At 44.7% G+C, this 17,744-nt stretch carries 21 protein-coding genes; 12 read left to right on the top strand and 9 right to left on the bottom strand.

The genetic code is table 11. From position 1 onward, the window contains the following. The first annotated feature begins 10 nt into the window (after positions 1-10). The 5 genes from YH65_RS09110 (at position 11) to YH65_RS09090 (ending at position 3,228) form a co-directional block, all read left to right on the top strand. Complete coding sequence (locus YH65_RS09110; RefSeq protein WP_046551585.1) at positions 11-826, top strand: tyrosine-type recombinase/integrase; 816 nt, start codon at positions 11-13, stop codon at positions 824-826. Between the two features lie 19 nt (positions 827-845). Beyond that, positions 846-1,178, top strand: coding sequence for a hypothetical protein (locus tag YH65_RS09105; protein ID WP_046551584.1), 333 nt, complete (start codon positions 846-848; stop codon positions 1,176-1,178). Between the two features lie 88 nt (positions 1,179-1,266). Then, the gene (locus tag YH65_RS09100; protein WP_046551583.1) at positions 1,267-1,887 is read left to right on the top strand and encodes a type III pantothenate kinase; all 621 of its coding nucleotides are present in this window, start codon (positions 1,267-1,269) and stop codon (positions 1,885-1,887) included. A gap of 23 nt (positions 1,888-1,910) precedes the next feature. Next, positions 1,911-2,531, top strand: a complete 621-nt coding sequence (hisG, locus tag YH65_RS09095; protein ID WP_046551582.1) for an ATP phosphoribosyltransferase — start codon at positions 1,911-1,913, stop codon at positions 2,529-2,531. After that, positions 2,524-3,228 (top strand): class I SAM-dependent DNA methyltransferase, encoded by a 705-nt coding sequence (locus tag YH65_RS09090; RefSeq protein WP_046551581.1) that lies wholly within the window; start codon positions 2,524-2,526, stop codon positions 3,226-3,228. The genes hisG and YH65_RS09090 overlap by 8 nt, the downstream gene beginning before the upstream one ends. A gap of 125 nt (positions 3,229-3,353) precedes the next feature. On the opposite strand, the gene rpsR is transcribed toward YH65_RS09090, so the two are convergent. The 7 genes from rpsR to YH65_RS09055 form a co-directional block, all read right to left on the bottom strand. Further along, a complete protein-coding gene (gene rpsR / locus YH65_RS09085) occupies positions 3,354-3,617 on the bottom strand; it encodes a 30S ribosomal protein S18 (protein WP_011980119.1) in 264 nt (87 codons plus the stop codon). A gap of 11 nt (positions 3,618-3,628) precedes the next feature. Beyond that, positions 3,629-4,126, bottom strand: coding sequence for a single-stranded DNA-binding protein (locus YH65_RS09080; RefSeq protein ID WP_046551580.1), 498 nt, complete (start codon positions 4,124-4,126; stop codon positions 3,629-3,631). Between the two features lie 21 nt (positions 4,127-4,147). Next, a complete protein-coding gene (rpsF, locus tag YH65_RS09075; protein WP_046551579.1) occupies positions 4,148-4,531 on the bottom strand; it encodes a 30S ribosomal protein S6 in 384 nt (127 codons plus the stop codon). A 210-nt stretch (positions 4,532-4,741) separates the two neighbouring features. Beyond that, entirely contained in the window at positions 4,742-5,719 is a 978-nt protein-coding gene (gene holA / locus YH65_RS09070; RefSeq protein WP_046551578.1) for a DNA polymerase III subunit delta, read from the bottom strand. Next, positions 5,719-7,701, bottom strand: coding sequence for a VacB/RNase II family 3'-5' exoribonuclease (locus tag YH65_RS09065; protein WP_046551577.1), 1,983 nt, complete (start codon positions 7,699-7,701; stop codon positions 5,719-5,721). The genes holA and YH65_RS09065 overlap by 1 nt, the downstream gene beginning before the upstream one ends. An 85-nt stretch (positions 7,702-7,786) precedes the next feature. After that, the gene (gene htpX, locus YH65_RS09060) at positions 7,787-8,620 is read right to left on the bottom strand and encodes a zinc metalloprotease HtpX (protein ID WP_046551576.1); all 834 of its coding nucleotides are present in this window, start codon (positions 8,618-8,620) and stop codon (positions 7,787-7,789) included. 74 nt (positions 8,621-8,694) lie between these two features. Next, positions 8,695-9,102 (bottom strand): Lcl C-terminal domain-containing protein, encoded by a 408-nt coding sequence (locus YH65_RS09055; protein WP_052746171.1) that lies wholly within the window; start codon positions 9,100-9,102, stop codon positions 8,695-8,697. A gap of 303 nt (positions 9,103-9,405) precedes the next feature. Between YH65_RS09055 and YH65_RS09050 the strand changes: the two genes are divergently transcribed. From YH65_RS09050 to YH65_RS09030, 5 genes are all read left to right on the top strand, one after another. After that, a complete protein-coding gene (locus YH65_RS09050; RefSeq protein WP_046551575.1) occupies positions 9,406-10,044 on the top strand; it encodes a M15 family metallopeptidase in 639 nt (212 codons plus the stop codon). Positions 10,045-10,059: 15 nt separating this feature from the next. After that, positions 10,060-11,526 carry a pyruvate kinase gene (pyk, locus tag YH65_RS09045; protein WP_046551574.1) on the top strand — a complete coding sequence of 489 codons (1,467 nt, stop codon included), beginning with the start codon at positions 10,060-10,062 and terminating at the stop codon, positions 11,524-11,526. Between the two features lie 364 nt (positions 11,527-11,890). Next, entirely contained in the window at positions 11,891-12,550 is a 660-nt protein-coding gene (locus YH65_RS09040; RefSeq protein ID WP_046551573.1) for a ferritin family protein, read from the top strand. A gap of 26 nt (positions 12,551-12,576) precedes the next feature. Beyond that, positions 12,577-14,019 (top strand): catalase, encoded by a 1,443-nt coding sequence (locus YH65_RS09035; protein ID WP_046551572.1) that lies wholly within the window; start codon positions 12,577-12,579, stop codon positions 14,017-14,019. Next, a complete protein-coding gene (locus YH65_RS09030; protein ID WP_046551571.1) occupies positions 14,016-14,504 on the top strand; it encodes a bacterioferritin in 489 nt (162 codons plus the stop codon). Before YH65_RS09035 ends, YH65_RS09030 begins: the two co-directional genes overlap by 4 nt. 43 nt (positions 14,505-14,547) lie before the next feature. Here the strand turns inward: YH65_RS09030 and YH65_RS09025 are convergent, their stop codons facing one another. Continuing rightward, on the bottom strand, positions 14,548-15,408 hold the full coding sequence (locus YH65_RS09025) for an SPFH domain-containing protein (protein ID WP_046551570.1): 861 nt from the start codon (positions 15,406-15,408) through the stop codon (positions 14,548-14,550). Positions 15,409-15,434: 26 nt separating this feature from the next. After that, a complete protein-coding gene (locus YH65_RS09020; RefSeq protein WP_046551569.1) occupies positions 15,435-15,896 on the bottom strand; it encodes an NfeD family protein in 462 nt (153 codons plus the stop codon). Between the two features lie 131 nt (positions 15,897-16,027). Here YH65_RS09020 and ilvC point away from each other — a divergent pair, with 131 nt between their 5' ends. Further along, positions 16,028-17,053 carry a ketol-acid reductoisomerase gene (ilvC, locus tag YH65_RS09015; protein WP_046551568.1) on the top strand — a complete coding sequence of 342 codons (1,026 nt, stop codon included), beginning with the start codon at positions 16,028-16,030 and terminating at the stop codon, positions 17,051-17,053. A gap of 248 nt (positions 17,054-17,301) precedes the next feature. Next, positions 17,302-17,562, top strand: a complete 261-nt coding sequence (locus tag YH65_RS09010; protein WP_154806495.1) for a hypothetical protein — start codon at positions 17,302-17,304, stop codon at positions 17,560-17,562. Positions 17,563-17,744 lie beyond the last annotated feature (182 nt).

The raw sequence follows: 17,744 nt of genomic DNA, 5'->3' as shown, positions 1-17,744 counted from the left end.
CAGAGCGGTCATGAGTGATCTGCTTGTTGCATTTGAAGAGTATATCAGTGTCACCAAGGCACTTGACAGCCTGACCGTCTCCTCTTATCTCAGTGACCTGAGACAGCTTGAATCGTTCACTCAGAAACCGCTTACCAGGCTCGATACGACGGAGGTACTGAAATTCCTCTCCACTTTCGAGAACAAACGCACGCTCAACAGAAAACTCTCATCCATCAATACCTTTTTTCATTTTTGCCACCTGCAGAACTTTACCCATGAGAAGATCAGGATCCCTATGGCAAAGGTACCCAAGAACCTTCCGAAATACCTCTCTCCCGAAGAGATCATGGAAGGTGTGTCGATGATCGACAGAAGCAATATTATAGGACTGCGTGATTATGCGCTGATCCTTTTTCTCTATGCTGGCGGATGTCGTATCTCCGAAGCACTGAATGCGCAGCGTAGCGACATTCTGGAAGGATGGCTGAAGATCCGTTTTGCCAAAGGGGAGAAGGAGCGTGTGGTACCGCTTGCTCCCGTGGCTATAGAAGCACTTGAAGCCTATCTACAGGCACAGAATATGAGCAGTGCCTATCTCTGGCTCAACTACAGAGGTGAACAGCTAAGCCGTATTTCCGCCTACAAGATCGTCAAGAAATATCTGGGGGTCTCACCTCATGTGCTGCGTCACTCCTTTGCCTCATCTCTCATTATCGGAGGGGCAGACCTGCGTGTGGTACAGGAATTGCTCGGGCACAGTTCGCTTGAGACGACACAGATCTATACGCATATACAGAAACAGAACCTGCAGGATACGATGATGCATTACCATCCGTTGAGTTGAATTAGGTTATGATAATAAAATGAAAGATATCGTAGAGTTTTTACAGCATAAAAATATTGTTTTTAAATCTTTGAAAGAGATCCCGCCAAAAGAGCTTGGCAGTCGAAAGAAAATAGCACTCTATGTCGGTGTGGACCTGAAGGACTATTACGCCCTGGTGATGCAGATAGAGAAAAAAAGCCGTATCCTTAGAAAAGAGGCAATGGAATTGATGCAGCTTCATGAGAAGCTCGAGAAGTATATCGATACGAAGATTAGCAAAAAGTACATCATCATCAAAGCACCGCTCTGTTCCAAAGCCAAAGTTTTGCTGGAAGAACATGGATGGAATGTATGGCAGCAGACCGCGTAGGTTGCTGTGCCCTTACGGCACCAATCACATTACACATTCAACAAAAAGTGGTGCTGTCAGGAGAGAGCACCCTGCACGAGGAGGAAGAATGTTGTTAGCCGATATCGGCAATACCCATTTTCATATCTATGACGGTACCCATGTGCTGCATCTTTCTTATGAGGATGCAATCAGGAAATATGCAGATTCAGCGTTAAAATATATTTCTGTCAACAGTGATATAGAAGAGAAGATCGGTGATATACAAAACTGGGAGAATGTTTCAGCAATGATCTCTCTGCCCAATGAATATGAAACAATGGGTGTTGACAGAAAAGCTTTGTGTCTGAGTCATGACAACGGTCTCTTCATCGATGCCGGCTCAGCAATTACGGTGGATGTGATGGAAAGGGGTATCTATAAGGGAGGGTATATCTTACCGGGCATTAAAGCAATGCTGGAAAGCTATAGGCAAATCTCTCCGGCTTTGGATGTTTCCCTGGATGAACACATTGATGTTACCAGGCTTCCCCTTACAACAAAAGAGCAGATAAGCTATGGTATAATCGCGACCATAAAAGCACTCATAGAAAAGCATAAAGACAAAAAAAGACTCTACTTCACGGGTGGAGACGGACAAATGCTTGCCGGATTCTTCAGAGATGCACTCTATGATGAGGCACTTGTTTTTAAAGGCATGCGGCATGCATTGCAGGCAAGTGGAAAATGAGAAATTTAAAATGAGGGTGAACCATGTTAACAGTTGCACTTCCAAAAGGAAGAATTGCAGAGCAGACTTTGGAGATCTTTGCAGAGATCTTTGGCGGAGAATTCAAGTTCGAAGGGCGCGAGCTCATTATGGAAAAAGAGGGTTTCAAATTCCTCAATGTACGTAATCAGGATGTACCGACCTATGTGGAACACGGTGCGGCAGATATAGGTGTGGTCGGTCTTGATGTCATTACCGAAAAAGAGCTCGATATCATCCAGCTTCTCGATATGCAGCTGGGCAAATGCAAAGTGGCTATCGGTATCAGGAATGAAGACGAGCTTGACTGGAATCGCCCGAATATCAAAGTAGCTACAAAAATGGTTAACATAGCCAAAAACTATTTCGCGCAGAAGGCTGTTGGTGTGGAAGTGGTCAAACTCTACGGCTCCATCGAGCTGGCTCCCCTGGTGGGTCTGGCAGATGCCATCGTGGATATTGTCGAGACAGGCAATACGATGAGAGAGAACGGCTTGAAGGTCGCGGAAGACATTATGGACTCCTCAGCACACCTCATTGCCAACAAGAACAGTTTTTACGGAAAAAAAGAGGAGATACTCTCTCTCTATGAAAAGATCAAAGCTGTTGTAGAAAGAAATGCCTAACACTTCAGATTCTCTTGACCTCTACGCGAAAGTAGAGGACCTTCTCGGTGTCAAAGAGGCTGCTCCGGACCTCTACGCACATTACCTTCTTTTTTTCAATACTGTTGAATTCGATTCGCTTTTGGATGTAGGCTGCGGTTCGGGTGATTTTTTGCGTCAGATGCAGGGTGTGTTGGATATTACCAGAGTCAAAGGTATAGACCTCAGTCCTGTCATGGTAGCCCAAACAGTAAAACAAGGCTGCGACGCAGAGTACATAGACTTGTGTGACTTGAATGGCACCTACGATGTCATCACAGCCGTGTTCGATATGCTGAACTACTTGGACAAAGAAGCACTGGAACGTTTTTTGCAGTGTGTGAATGAACACCTAAATCCGGGTGGATATTTCCTTTGTGACATCAACACACTCTACGGATTTGAGAATGTGGCGGTCGGTTCCTACATTGTTGACGATGAAGAGAGGTTCTTGACTGTGGACAGTGATTTTGAAGAGGATGAGTACATTTCTGAATTCACGCTGTTCGAAAAAGAGGATACCTGCTTTAAAAAATCTCAGGAAACGATCCGGCAGTATTATCATACGGTGGATGAGATCATTACGTTGGGTGGTTTGGAACTGGTAAGTTGTGATGATGTTGTACTATACGATATGGATAGTGCCGATAAAAATTTTGTGGTGTTAAGAAAAGTGTAGGGTGCGTATTCACGCACCGAAAATATATACAAGGTTCAAGCCTACGTGGCTTCGCATACGCTACGACCACTTCGGTTTCAATGCTACTATCGTGAAGCAGTTCACGATAGCTTAACGCATCTCATCTATTTAATTAGCTCAAATGGATTTTCAACAACATTCTTTCTATCTACGATATATGGAATAAGTGCTGTTTGTCTTGCTCTTTTGATTGCTACCGTTACCATCTCCTGGTGACGTTTACAGTTACCTGTCAATCTTCTTGGCATGATCTTAAATCTTTCGCTCAAGCTGAACTTGAGTGAATTCAGATCTTTATAGTCGATAAAATCAACTTTCTGCTCACAATATTTACAAAATCTCTTTTTGAATTTTCTTCTTTCTGCCATGGGTGTTTCTCCTAAAACGGTATTTCATCTTCGTTGATGTCTATTTCCGGGATGTTCTGTGCAGGTGCCTGCTGTTGCTGTGGCTGCTGAGGGGCTGCATTTTGAGAAGGCGCCGGCTGGGAGTAAGTGTCCTGCTGCTGGGGTGCGTTGTACCCGCCCTGCGCAGCCATCTGTTCACTCTGGCCTTTTGTATCGAGCATCTGCAGGTTCTCTACAGTGACCGAATGCTTGCTTCTCTTTGTACCGTCCTGTGCTGTCCACTGGTCAAGCTTTAACCTGCCATCCACTAAAACTTTGCTTCCCTTACGTAAATACTGGTTGGCAATTTCAGCAGTTCTCCCGAAGAATGTCAAGTCGACAAAAAGTACTTCCTCTTTCTGCTCGCCCGTCTGAGATTTGAATTTGCGTGAAGTGGCGATTGCCGTACTTCCGATGGCCGAGCCACCCTGCGTATATCGTATCTCTACATCTCTGGTAAGGTTTCCTGCTAAAATTATCTTGTTGTACATAAGGTTTCTCCTGTGGGCCGATTATGCCTCAGTTGTTTCTGCTTTTGGCTCAGCCGGTTCAGCGTCTTTGCTTTTATTTGCTGCTGCTACAAGCTTGTCAAACTGTGCGATCTCTTTGTTTTTCACATATTTTACAGTTAAAAACTTAATGACCTCTTCGTTGATCTTGAGGTTTCTTTCGATCTCTGCGATCGCGTCACCGTTTGCTTTGTAGAAAAGCACAGTGTAGTACCCTCTGTCGTTTTTTTGTACAGGATACGCAAGTTTTCTCATACCCATGTCATCAGTAGCAAGAAGTTCTGCGTCTACTTTGGCAAGAACATCCTTTACTTTTGCGATCTCAGCTGTGATCTCTTCTTCTGTCAGTGTAGGTTTAACTACGAACAGTGTTTCATAACAATTCATGTTGTTCCTTTTGGTTTAATAGCCCATATAAATGCGGATATTTCCTATCCGTCCAAAAATGAGCAAGAATTTTGGAAGCAATATATTACAGTATTTCAGCTTTGTTTTTGTTGAAAACGTATGGGTATACATTTTGGCGTAGGTTTAACCATGTCAAACGTTTTTGTACCATAGCAAATACAAAATAAAATCTTAAATACCAATTTTGTATTACAGGTACCCTTGTATCTTTATGAGCATACTGTAGAGCAGCACTTCTCTTTGTGTCGCAGGGGCTTTTTTCATCTCTATTTCACTCTCCAAAAGGTGTTCGAAGATCTTGAGCAGGGAAGCGGACTTGACACGCAGGGCAAGCTGGGCTTTCTGCTCTTCGATCTGTTTGGGGAGTTTGTATCCCAAGATGGCTGCCGAATCGACATGGCCGTGGAGTTTGATATAGGCATGGAAAAGAAAGATCTGGTTAACGAAGAACTGTGCCGATCTTAAAAGAGATGCTTCATCTTCCCCAAGATCGAGCAGTTTGGTGATGGTCGCTGTGATAGGTTTTTTGTTAAAGAGGTTTATGAGCAGTTGTTCAGTGGCGAGCGGTGCAGTTGAGTAGACAAGTCTGTCGATGTCCTTGCTGGTGACAGGGGTTCGGATGATGGCGAGTTTATCCAGTTCGTTGGAGCAGAGTGCGATATTGTTGTTGAGCAGCAGCATCAGGTGCTGAAGTGCATAGTGGTCGATATCCAACCCGATACGCTGAGCTTTCTGCTGCAGTATGGCCACGCCCTCACGGATGTTCGCTTCAAAAAGGCGTACCCAGACACCACCCTTTTTGTCGGTAAATGCCGACTGCATGCTTTTGGCATCTTTGGCCGTGCCGTCATAGAGATAAAGGAAATAGTTGTCACTGTTCCTGTTTGCAAGAGCCACCAGAGTATCCAGCTCTTTTTTGGGGATCTTCTTGTCGTGTTTGACCACGACCAGGTTTGTACCGCCAAAGAGAGAGGTCTGCGAAAGGAAATTCTTTGCCTGATCAAAATTCCATTCGTCATAATAGAGGTTCAGCGCACTCTCTTTGGCATCGAGCTTGGTTCTATAGAGTTCGACATAATGGTCCATCATATACTCGTTCTCGCCAAAAATCAGTACGGCTTTGGGGAGCCCCTGGTTCAAACGCTGGTCAAATTCTCTTTGATACATTACAGTTCCATCTCTTCTTTGCTCAGCTTATTGACCAGTTCCGCCATAATGACGGCTTGAGGGATGTTCACTTCCGTGATCATGACGCGTATTCTGTCGAAGAGCATGATATTATCTCCTCTGAGATGTACGACAACACCCTGAATATCTCCAAAGAGTCTGGCTTTGGCACCTTTTTCATATTCGGAGGCTTCGGCTTCGATGACCTCGGCTTCGAAGAAGGCGCCGATCTGTGTTTTGGCCCATCTGGCAAATTTTCGGTCCCTGAAATCCCATTCGGCCTTGGTTGCTTCCCTCTCCAGGTCCGATACCCTTACACAGAGCGGCTCAATGTTGCGCAGGAGATATTCTGCCTCTTCCTCGTCGTTAGTGAGCTGTGTCTTGATGAGACGGTGCAGTATGAGGTCGGCATAGCGTCGTATGGGTGAGGTGAAGTGGCTGTAATGACTGAAGCCAAGACCGAAGTGGCCGACGTTATGAGATGAATAACTTGCCTGTCTGAGCGATTTGATGATCATCGCATCCACTTCGGCGGAGAGTCCCATCTTCTCAGCTTCTTTCTGTATGGCCCTGATGAGTGAAGGGGAATCCTCATACTCTTCAACATAGAGTCCGATGGCTGCCAGTTCGGTGAGCAGCGCTTCTATCTTTTGAAGCTGCGGTGGTTCATGGATACGGAAAATACTGTCCCCGTCCCCTTTAAATCGTTTGGCGGAAGCCTGGTTGGCCAGCAGCATACACTCTTCTATGAGAGAATGTGAAGGGGTACCTGTCTCTATCTGGGTACTGACGAGGAGCTGCTCTTCGTTGAGGGTCAGCTTGATCTCTTCGCTTCTGAAATCGAAGCCGTGTTTGAGCCGCTCTTTGCGCAGTCTCTGGGTGATCCTGTAAAGCGGTAAAAGGTAGTGCAGAATCTCTTTGACCTTTCCCGTCGCTTCTTTGCCGTCCGTTTCGATGATCCTGTCGACCGCTTCGTAGTTGAATCGGTGTCTGGAGTGGATGATGGCTTCGAAGAATTCCTCTTTGATCGGTTTGAGCGAACCTTTGTCCAGCGTGATCTTTGCAACGAAAGCCAGCCTGTCTACTTTGGGCTTGAGTGAGCAGATATTCTCGCTCAGCTCACGCGGAAGCATAGGGAAGGATTTGTGCGGCAGATAGGTTGTGAAGCCCCGCTTCTTCGCCTCTTTGTCTATTTCGGTGAAGTAGGGCACATAGTGGCTGACATCGGCGATGGCCACATAAAGCGTATATGCTTCGAGGTCAAAATAGACGGCATCGTCAAAATCTTTTGCCGTGATCGGGTCGATGGTGCAAAAGTCAAGATGGGTAAGGTCGATACGGTCTGTATGCTCTGCTTTTGTCACTTCGGATTCGATCTGAAGCGCTTCTTTCGTGCATTGTAGCGGGAACTCGTCGTGACGATTGTAGAGTGCAAGCGAGATCTTCTCATCCACCCTGGGGTCGTCGAGATGCCCGAAGACCTGGAGAACCTTGTCATCGTCCACATTCACCTTCATCACAGTACCCAGCTTGAAGGCTTTGAGGTCCATCCCTTCCATGACGGCATGGATTGGTTCACCGGTCTTAATATTGAGTACCATAAAATTGCCTGCTTCATCCCTGTGCGTATAGGCAATGGTAAAAAGATGGGCTTTGGTAATGACCATGACCACTTTCCCGCTGGCACGTCCGCGTCTTGCAATGATGCGTTTGACGACTACCGTATCGCCGTTCTTTGTATCTCCGAGATGGTCGGGTTCCACCAGCAGGTCTTTCTGCTCCTTGAACTGCGATTCCACATAGCCTCTTCCGTCTTTGCCGATGTAGAGCTCTCCTGCACGATAGAGTGACCCCAGCTTCCAGAGCCCTTCCTTCTCTTCGAGTGCTCCGATACGCTGCAGTTCCTCAAAAGCATTCCTGTCTTCAAGCTCGATATCCGAGGGAAGACATCCGTTGGTAAGTTGTACGGCGAAAGCGGACATTAAAAATTCCTTCGGAAATTTTTGGGTAGGGTGTGTTTAAACACACCTCGAGTTAATTCTGATTTCATAAAAAGATTATAGCTTATTAGTGTTTTAATGCTTCTAATCTTTCAATTCTCGCTTCGGTACTCGGGTGAGTGGAGAAAAGCTGTTTGAGTGATACATCTTTACCGCTAAAGGGATTGATAATGAACATATGTGCTGTCTGTGGATCGGCTTCTGGCAGAGTGATGCTTCTTGCATAGTTGTCCAGTTTGGCCAAAGCGCTCTGCAGCCATTCAGGGTGTCCCGTCATTCTGGCGGAACCTTCATCTGCCATGAATTCACGGTTACGGCTGACGGTCATTTGGATGATGCTGGCAACCAGGGGCATGATGATCATCAGTGCGATCATCACGATAGGATTTGGCCTGTCCCTGTCCCCGCCGCCGAAGAACATACCGAAGTTCGCCAGCATGGCAATGGCTCCGGCTATGGTCGCGGCCACGGTTCCTATGAGCATGTCGTAGTGCTTGATATGGCTGAGTTCATGGGCGATGACCGCTTCTACTTCTTCATCGGTCATCAGGTCCAGCAGACCTTTGGTCACGGCCACGGCAGCATGTTCATAGTTCCTTCCTGTAGCAAAGGCATTGGGCTGCTGCTCGGGAATGATGTAGAGTGCGGGCATTGGCAGACCGGCTCTTCGTGTCAGTTTTTCAACGATCTGGTAAAGCCCGCTGGCATGTGCTCTGTCCACTGGCTCGGCATGGTAGTGGCTCAGTACCTGCCGGTCACTGTAGTAATAGGCGTAGAAATTCATCCCGGCTGCGGCCACAAAGGCGATGATCATCCCGGCTTTCCCGGCGATCATCCCGCCAAACCAGATAAAAAGCAGGGTAAGCCCGGTCATCAGGGCATAGGTTTTGAATTGTTCCATAATGGTTTATCCTTTTTTTAATGTATATCTTAGTTCAAGAGTGTAAATAGAAGGTAAATATTTTTTCGGGGTAGTCATTGTATGTCTCGTACACAGCGGATATGGCGTTCATAGCTCTTGTAATTACTATATTCATAGCCCCGTTTAAAATTCATCATCCAGGCGAACTCTTCATTTGATTCATTTTCGGAAGAGGACCAGTAGTATCCGGAGCCACCCATATAGTTAAAGCCTTTTTTCATACCTCCATCGCGTGGTTCTGTACTGAGTATATGTTTGAGTTCTTTAATGCTTGGAAGCCTCCAGTCATCGTGCCCGGCCAATCGTAACTGGCGGCAATACAACATGGCCCCATTCCAATCTTTTTGTATATATTTCGCGTCACTGTTGTCTTGCCACATAAGCCCCGTTTTGCTATCGACAAAGACATCGGATGCCAAAGACAGGCTGCCGGCTATAAACATTAAAAAGAGTATTCTCATCTGTTTCTCCTGTTATTTTGTGTTTCCAAGTATACCAAAGTTGGAGACTCTTTTTGTATTTTATTGTTTTTGGTTGATTTTTCACAGGGGTCAGAAAACTATGTTACACTTTGAACCCGGATTATGCATTGGAGATTACAGAACGTTACGCAAACCATTGCACCGTGGGCACTTACGGAGAAACCATCGATGCACCTACGGGTGCACCTCAAGTTTTCCACAAATACTCACAGAGCAAGTGTTTGGCAGATTTCAAGTAATTCTAATGCATAATCCGGGTTGAAAATGAAACAGGATTTTAGAATGAAACATATTGTACTTGTTGTTGGACTTTTTTTTGGGAGTTATGCCATTGCTGATTATCGGGCCAGTATCTCGACGATCACCCCGCAGATCAAAGCACGGATGATTAAAGGAAACTCCTGGCGACAAGGTTGTCCCGTGTCCCTGAATGATCTTCGGTATCTTCGGATGACCTATCGGGATTTCAGTGGTAAAGACAGGCAGGGGGAAATGGTCGTGAACAGAACGGTCGCTGCCGAAGTGACGCGGATATTCGGAGAACTGTATGAAGCGGACTACCCCATAAGAAAGATGAAGCTGGTGAGTGACTATAACGGCAATGACTGGCAGTCCATCGAAGCGGACAATACCTCGGCCTTCAACTGCCGCAAAGCCACGGGTTCCAAACACTGGTCCAGACACTCCTACGGTAAGGCGATCGACCTGAATTCCATTGAGAATCCGTACATTTCACGCTCGGGACGAATCGCCCACAAAGCGTCACTACAGTACAGAAAACGTGTACACAGGAATAACCGTGCTGTAGACAGGGCAGTGCTTCTAAGAAATGACAAAGCTGTGAAGATCTTCAAAAACTATGGTTGGAAGTGGGGCGGTGACTGGTCGGGTGTGAAAGATTACCAGCACTTTTCAAAATAACATGTGGGAGAGAAGATGAAAAAAAGAACCAAGATCATAGCGACCATCGGGCCGGCATCGGATTCCTACGAAAAGATCAAAGCGCTGATGTGTGCCGGGGTCAACCTTTTTCGGCTGAATTTCTCACACGGTACGCACGAATACCATACCGAAGTGCTTGGCCGGATCAGAAAGGCAATAGAGGAGACAGGGCTGATCACGGGTATTCTGCAGGATATCAGCGGCCCGAAGATCAGGGTAGGGATGCTGGAGGAGGACTTCATCCTCAAAAGCGGCGACATACTCGAATTCGTCAAAGAAGAGATCGTGGGGTACAAAGTCAAAGAGGGGGTCTACCGTCTCTGCATCAACGAACCCGATATTCTTGACCAGCTGGAAGTAGGGGAATCCATCTATATGTATGACGGGATCATCCGTGCAGTGGTCAAAGAGAAAAGTGCGGACGTGGTGAAGGTCGAGATAGAGAATAACGGGATGCTCTCTTCCAGAAAAGGGGTCAACTTTCCCAATACCCATCTGGGTATCAATGTACTTACGGAGAAAGATAAAAAAGATATCCTCTGGGGGATCAAGCATGAAGTGGATTTCATGGCGATCTCTTTTGTCCAGCATCAGAAGGACATGACTGCGGCCAGAGAAGTGATCACTTCCAACGGCGGAAGCGTGCAGCTTCTCGCCAAGATAGAAAAGTTCGACGCCATCGAGAATATTGACGCCATTCTCGAAGCGAGTGATGGCATCATGGTCGCCAGGGGGGACCTTGGGATTGAAATTCCCTATTACGATGTGCCTTTGATTCAGAAAATGCTCATCAAGCGGGCGAACAATATGAGCAAACCGGGGATAGTGGCAACACAGATGCTGCTCTCCATGACCACCAAGGAGACTGCATCCCGTGCCGAGATCAGTGATGTGGCCAATGCGGTGCTTGACGGGGCGGATGCGGTGATGCTCTCCGAAGAGAGTGCGATCGGACGTTTTCCGATCAAAGCTGTTGAGACCATGGTGCAGACCATTCAATCGGCAGAACGATATTATCCCTTTCAGAAATTTTCGCAGTTCGATATGCATGACAGAGGAGACAAGATAGATGAGGCTGCGGTGCGGCTTTCCGGGAGTCTGAACTGTGCCGGGATCATCGCGATGACCTCCTCGGGAGGTACAGCCAAAAAAGCAGCGCGCTACCGGCCGAGCCAGCCGATCTATGCCGTGACACATGACAAACGGATAGCACAGTCCTTGACCCTTGTGTGGGGTGTAGTACCGGCATTCTTTGTAGTCAAAAGTGATCTGCGCAGTATGATAGTCGAAGTGATGGACCAGGGATTGGAAAGAGGCATACTGGATATGGACAGTACGTATATTCTTATTACCGGTGACCCGGTGGGAGTACCGGGATCGACAAACCTCATACGTGTAGTGACCCGCTATGAGATGGAATTCTTCTCTTCCCTCCGAAAAGAGAAAGAATGGATAAATTAGGCGTACTATTTTTAAAGATATCCCTCAGCATCCCTTAGATGACGAACCTGGAGTTTTGGCTTTTTGAGATCTATTCGGGTGAGGTGGGGTTGATGGTCTCTGTTTTACCGGCTAATTGCTATCAATACCAATATTATAATCTGAACAGATAGAATTATCTCCTCTTGCATGCAATCCAAAAATACTATAAATTATGAGAGTAGTTATTTATTAGTTAGTGAAGGTTTATTAAAACTTTACAGTAAAAAGATAGTAAATTTAAATAAAAATAATTATTAAATAAAAATAATTATTATCTAAGTATAAAGTAGTTATACTTCCTAAAGGATAAAAATTATCCTTAATTTTATAAAAGGAATAAGAAATGAGACAATACGAAATATATAAATGTAACAAATGTGGTAACAAAATTGAGGTACAAGAGGTTGGTATGGGAACATTGAGCTGCTGTGGCGAAGATATGGTGTGTATTACTGAGAACTTAACAGCGGTAAATCTTATGAAGGCTTTTGCAGGTGAATCACAGGCACGAAATAAGTATGAATTTTTTGCTGATGTGGCTTATGCGGAAGGACTACATAGAATCGCACGACATTTTCAAGAGGCCGCAGATAATGAGAAATACCATGCGATGGCTGAGTTTAAGGCTTACAATAAACTGGTAAATGACATAGAGTTAGACACGACCAGAAAGAACCTTGTCTATGCAGCGGATGGTGAACGTTATGAGCATGAAGAGATGTATCCTAACTTTGAAGCTATTGCAAAAGAAGAGGGACTTAAAGATATCGCCAGACTTTTTAGAGCCATCGGTAAAGTTGAAGTGGAACATGAGAGAGAGTATTTGGCACTAAAAGAGGCACTAGAAGCTGAAGGTTTCTTTGACAGTGAAAACAATGAAGAGTATATCTGTGAAGTGTGTGGACACGTACATAGAGGTAAAAAAGCACCAAAAGCTTGTCCACTATGCAAGGCAGGTCAAGAATACTTTAAAAAAGCATCTGAAGATATAACTGTAGGATAAATGATATATCTTAAAAGGAAAGTATAATGAAAAAGATAGATTTGACAACGGCAAATGGAAGAAAAGTAGATAACAACCAAAATTCGTTAACAGCAGGTTCTCGCGGACCGGTGTTGATGCAAGATGTGTATCTTCAGGAAAAATTAGCACACTTTGACAGAGAAGAGATTCCTGAGAGAATTGTTCATGCCAAAGGTGCAGGTGCTCATGGTACTTTTACGGTCACTAATGACATTACACAGTACACTAAAGCAGCTATCTTTTCTGAGGTAGGAAAACAGACAAGAACTTTTACAAGATTTTCAACAGTTGGGGGTGAACGCGGTTCGGCAGATACGGCTAGAGACCCCAGAGGTTTTGCCACGAAGTTTTATACCGCTGAGGGAAACTGGGATTTAGTAGGAAATAACACACCAGTTTTTTTCATACGAGACCCTTTAAAGTTTCCTGACTTTATCCATACACAAAAAAGAATGCCTGACAGCAACTTGAAATCAGATAATATGATGTGGGATTTCTGGTCAAAATCACCAGAGTCTTTGCATCAGATCACGACCCTCTTTTCAAATCGTGGAACACCGGATGGTTATCGTCATATGAATGGATACAGTTCGCATACTTATAGTTTCATCAATGCAAACAATGAACGATTCTGGGTGAAGTTTCATCTCAAAACGATGCAAGGTATAAAAAACCTTTCAGCAGACGAAGCGACAAAATTAGCAGGAACAAATCCTGACTATGCGACAGAAGACCTTTTTGTCTCAATTAAAAATGGTGAGTTCCCATCATGGAAAGTACATGTACAAATCATGCCTGAAGTTGAAGCTGAAAACTATGCTATAAATCCATTTGATGTGACCAAAGTCTGGCCGCATGCTGATTATCCGCTGATAGAGGTAGGTATTTTGGAGCTTAACAAAAACCCAAAAAACTATTTTAACGAAGTAGAACAAGCAGCCTTTTCACCGTCTAATAAAGTACCGGGTATCGGGCTTTCACCTGATAAGATGCTTCAGGGAAGATTGTTCTCATATCCAGATACACAAAGATACAGATTGGGTGTAAATTATAATGCCTTACCTATCAATAAACCGGATGTAGAAGTCAATAATGGCTTTAGAAATGGTGCCATGCGTTTTGATGACAATGGCGGGGATAGTTTAAACTATGAGCCAAGCCATTATACTGTACCGACTGAGTCACCAGAACTTTCTGAACCACCATTTAAAATAAACGGAGATGCAGACCGTTACGCTTATGACAGTGATGAGAACAGTGACTTTGTGCAAGCGGGGAATCTTTATCGACTGTTGAGTAAAAGTGAGCAAAATGATCTGGTTACCAATATTGTAGGGTCACTTAGTAATGCTACATCAGAGATCCAAGCCTTGCAAATATCTCATTTTAAGAAGGCTGATTTAGGATATGGCAGAACTATAGAAAAGCAATTAAGGGGAAACAAATGAAAGAGAAAAGCATAGACCTGCTCAACAACGCTATAGGAGATGAACTGGCAGCAATCAACCAGTATATGTATTTTCACTTTCACTGTGATGATCAAGGATACGACCTTCTGGGTACACTTTTCAAAAAAACAGCCATCGAAGAGATGCGTCACGTAGAGAGTATTGCTGACAGAATCCTCTTTTTGAAAGGTGATATCGTTATGGAGCCGTCACAAAAAGTCCATTATATATCTGATATCAAAGAGATGCTGGCCTTTGCCGCAGGAAAAGAAGAGAATGCGATCAGGATGTATAATGATTTTGCAAATCAGTGTGCCCAAAACCTCGATAGTGTCACCAAACGGCTTTTTGAGGATATCGTTATAGATGAAGAGCGTCACTTTGATCAGTTTGATAGCGAGATCGATAATCTTGACAGATTTGGAGACCGCTACCTGGCGCTTCAGTCGATCGAAAGAAGCAAAACGCGTTCAGCCATGCCGTAACACGGATGAACAGGAGCCGGGAATTCACCCCCCGGCAATAAAATTACCGTTTAAACACATTCCCCAGCATCCCTTTGATGGCACCCTGCAGGTCTGCAGGGTAGATGACGAATTTGGAGTTCTGGCTTTTTGAGATCTGCTCAAGCGAATTGATGTAGCGGTCTCCCAAAAGGAACATGGCCGGCAGCTCTTTGTCTTTGATGTTGTCAGAGATCAGGCGGATTGCTTCGGCGGATGCATTGGCAAGTGCGACCTGCGCTTCCGCTTCTCTTTTGGCTGCTTCGAGTTTTCCGTCCGCTTCGAGAATAGCAGCGTTCTTGTTACCTTCTGCCGTGGTTTCGATGGCACGTCTTTCACGTTCTGCAGCTGCCTGCCTCTCCATAGAGTCCTGCATGGAAGCAGAAGGGGAGATGTCCTGTATTTCTACCGATTTGACGGTTACACCCCAGTCAGCAACATCATCGATGATCTGGTCTTTGAGTTTGGTTTTGATGTGCTCACGGTTTGAAAGGGCTTCATCGAGGGTCATTTCACCAAGAATAGAACGCAGTGTGGTCATCACGAGCTGCTGTATCGCCAGGTAGAAATCCTCCACACCGTAAATGGCATCCTGCGGACGTGTGACACGTATGAATGTGACGGCATTGGTCAGAATGACGGCATTGTCTCTGGTAATGACCTCCTGCTGCGGAATGTCAAGAATGATATCTCTGGTGGAGACCTTCTGGCGTACCGCATCGAGATAGGGGATGATGATGTTGAGGCCCGGCTTGAGTGTCCGGCTGAACTTCCCCAGTCTCTCTACGACCCATTCTTCGCCCTGTGGAACGATGTTGATCCCTTTGTAGATAGTGATGATGACCCCTGCGGCCAACAATAACATTATGACAAGTGTTTCCTGCATTTCTCTTCCTTTTTAATTGATGATGATTATTCTGAAACAGGCATCACTTTGATGAGCTGCCCGTTTACTGCTTCTATCTTTACCCGTTCGCCCACATCCAGTGTCTGGTTCGCTGAGGCATGCCAGACAGTATTGCCCAGCACGGGTTCGTCAAATCTTACTTTGCCTCTTCCATGCTGCTCGATCCTTTTGGTGACAGTTCCCAGTGTGTCAAGCCCCTGGTCGGACTGGCCCGTATTGGAAACGGTAGGCTGCTTTTTGAAATATTTGAACAAAAAAGCGATGATGGCTACGGAGAGTATGAGCCAGAGTGTGACCTGTACTAGAAAGTTCATGCCGATCAGAAGGTCAAGCAGGCCGACTGTGATCGCAGCGACCCCGAAACCAAGCGTAATGAAAGTACCCGTTCCCATCTCGATAATAATGAAAAGAATACCCAGGATGACCCAGTGCCACCAGCTGATATATTGTGTTAAAAATTCGATCAAAAAGCCTCCTTGAATGTGTATTAAGAAAAATTATAGCATAAAATATTTTTATGCGGACAGGAGTGCCAAAATCAATATAATAAGTATTATTTGGGTATAATCGCGGAAATTTTACTCTATCAAGGATAATTATGTCAACTTTAAACGTATATTATGACAAAGATTGTGATATCAATATCATTAAATCAAAAACAGTAGCAATGATCGGTTTTGGATCACAGGGGCATGCGCACGCAGAGAACCTCAGAGACTCCGGTGTAAATGTAGTCGTCGGTCTCAGAGAGGGCGGTTCTTCCTGGAAAAAAGCTGAGGCCAAAGGTTTTGAAACATTGACAGTTGCCGAAGCAACAGCAAAAGCGGATGTAGTTATGATCCTTCTTCCCGATGAGAACCAGGCTGAGATCTATGAAAACGAGATCGCTCCAAATTTGAAGTCCGGTGCAACGATCGCATTCGGTCACGGGTTCAACATCCATTATGGACGTATCAAGCCGGCAGCAGATATCAATGTTACTATGATCGCACCAAAGGCACCGGGTCATACTGTACGTTCCGAGTTTGTAAGAGGCGGTGGTATTCCTGACCTTATCGCGGTGGGTCAAAACCCAAGCGGTACAACCAAAGAGTTGGCACTTTCTTATGCTTCAGCTATCGGCGGCGGTAGAACAGCAATCATCGAGACAACGTTCAAAGATGAGACTGAAACGGATCTTTTCGGTGAGCAGGCAGTTCTCTGCGGTGGTACAGCGGCATTGGTACAAGCCGGTTTTGAAACATTGACTGAAGCAGGTTACGCACCTGAATTGGCATACTTCGAGTGTCTTCACGAGCTCAAGCTCATCGTTGACCTTATGTTCGAGGGCGGTATCGCAGATATGAGATACTCTATCTCAAATACAGCTGAGTACGGTGACTATGTTTCCGGTAAACGTGTTATCAACGAAGAGTCCAAAAAAGCGATGAAAGAGATCCTTACAGAGATCCAGGACGGTAGATTCGCCAAAGACTTCATCCTTGAAGGTCAGGCAGGATACCCAAGAATGAACGCTGAAAGAAACAATGACAAAGAGATGTTGATCACGAAGACAGGTAACAAGCTTAGAGCGATGATGCCGTGGATCAGTGCGAACAAAATCGTCGATCAGGAAACTAACTAATCTTTTTCGTTGATTTGCACTCATCTTTGAATGATGGGTGCGGTCAGCTACAGTTTGTAGCCTCCCTTACCCAAACATTCAAATCTACGTACAACTCAACAAAAATATTAGCTTTCTTTTTGATTTCTATATGCCTTTCTTTGATCTGATTTCAACGTATTAAAAACCTTATCATAGATTAAACTGATGAATTAATTTACGATGGTTTATTATTTTTTATACAAAAATTTGATATATTATGTTTAAACATGCAAGAGGGAGAGGGAGAGATGACTATTTATCAGGTAGTATATTATAATTACTATGAAGAAAAAGTTGCCGATTTTGGTTTTTATGTAGATAAGCTTGATGCTGAAAGAAGAGCTTTGGAAATTAAGGTTAAGACATCGGATGCAAGTGGAAAAGTCCGGATCGAAGATGTATTTGTTTATGACAGTACAGATGATACACAGGTAAAAAAAGAAGCATCTATACAAGATCAAAAAAATACGGTGTATGATTTTAAATAGCTTGTTAGTCTTCGGTTAAACTACTTGTTTTATAATTTCCCCATAAGAGCATCAGAAGGAACCAGATTTATTCTCCCCTGATAAAATTTTGGTCTCCCTTTTTCATAGATTTTTTTCCTCCTCCTTTTAAAACTTCTTGATGCTCTTTATACTCACTGACCTTATTAGCGAAGCAAGTAACT

Source organism: Sulfurovum lithotrophicum (assembly GCF_000987835.1).
Taxonomy (GTDB): domain Bacteria; phylum Campylobacterota; class Campylobacteria; order Campylobacterales; family Sulfurovaceae; genus Sulfurovum; species Sulfurovum lithotrophicum.
The sequence above is the reverse complement of the archived record's forward strand: the minus strand, read 5'-3'. Positions and strand labels throughout refer to the sequence as shown.

Coding starts and splice junctions, on each gene's coding strand:
- YH65_RS09110 (WP_046551585.1), top strand. CDS start 11: ATGAGTGATCTGCTTGTTGCATTTGAAGAGTATATCAGTGTCACCAAG.
- YH65_RS09105 (WP_046551584.1), top strand. CDS start 846: ATGAAAGATATCGTAGAGTTTTTACAGCATAAAAATATTGTTTTTAAA.
- YH65_RS09100 (WP_046551583.1), top strand. CDS start 1,267: ATGTTGTTAGCCGATATCGGCAATACCCATTTTCATATCTATGACGGT.
- hisG (WP_046551582.1), top strand. CDS start 1,911: ATGTTAACAGTTGCACTTCCAAAAGGAAGAATTGCAGAGCAGACTTTG.
- YH65_RS09090 (WP_046551581.1), top strand. CDS start 2,524: ATGCCTAACACTTCAGATTCTCTTGACCTCTACGCGAAAGTAGAGGAC.
- rpsR (WP_011980119.1), bottom strand. CDS start 3,617: ATGGCAGAAAGAAGAAAATTCAAAAAGAGATTTTGTAAATATTGTGAG.
- YH65_RS09080 (WP_046551580.1), bottom strand. CDS start 4,126: ATGTACAACAAGATAATTTTAGCAGGAAACCTTACCAGAGATGTAGAG.
- rpsF (WP_046551579.1), bottom strand. CDS start 4,531: ATGAATTGTTATGAAACACTGTTCGTAGTTAAACCTACACTGACAGAA.
- holA (WP_046551578.1), bottom strand. CDS start 5,719: ATGTATCAAAGAGAATTTGACCAGCGTTTGAACCAGGGGCTCCCCAAA.
- YH65_RS09065 (WP_046551577.1), bottom strand. CDS start 7,701: ATGTCCGCTTTCGCCGTACAACTTACCAACGGATGTCTTCCCTCGGAT.
- htpX (WP_046551576.1), bottom strand. CDS start 8,620: ATGGAACAATTCAAAACCTATGCCCTGATGACCGGGCTTACCCTGCTT.
- YH65_RS09055 (WP_052746171.1), bottom strand. CDS start 9,102: ATGAGAATACTCTTTTTAATGTTTATAGCCGGCAGCCTGTCTTTGGCA.
- YH65_RS09050 (WP_046551575.1), top strand. CDS start 9,406: ATGAAACATATTGTACTTGTTGTTGGACTTTTTTTTGGGAGTTATGCC.
- pyk (WP_046551574.1), top strand. CDS start 10,060: ATGAAAAAAAGAACCAAGATCATAGCGACCATCGGGCCGGCATCGGAT.
- YH65_RS09040 (WP_046551573.1), top strand. CDS start 11,891: ATGAGACAATACGAAATATATAAATGTAACAAATGTGGTAACAAAATT.
- YH65_RS09035 (WP_046551572.1), top strand. CDS start 12,577: ATGAAAAAGATAGATTTGACAACGGCAAATGGAAGAAAAGTAGATAAC.
- YH65_RS09030 (WP_046551571.1), top strand. CDS start 14,016: ATGAAAGAGAAAAGCATAGACCTGCTCAACAACGCTATAGGAGATGAA.
- YH65_RS09025 (WP_046551570.1), bottom strand. CDS start 15,408: ATGCAGGAAACACTTGTCATAATGTTATTGTTGGCCGCAGGGGTCATC.
- ilvC (WP_046551568.1), top strand. CDS start 16,028: ATGTCAACTTTAAACGTATATTATGACAAAGATTGTGATATCAATATC.
- YH65_RS09010 (WP_154806495.1), top strand. CDS start 17,302: ATGCAAGAGGGAGAGGGAGAGATGACTATTTATCAGGTAGTATATTAT.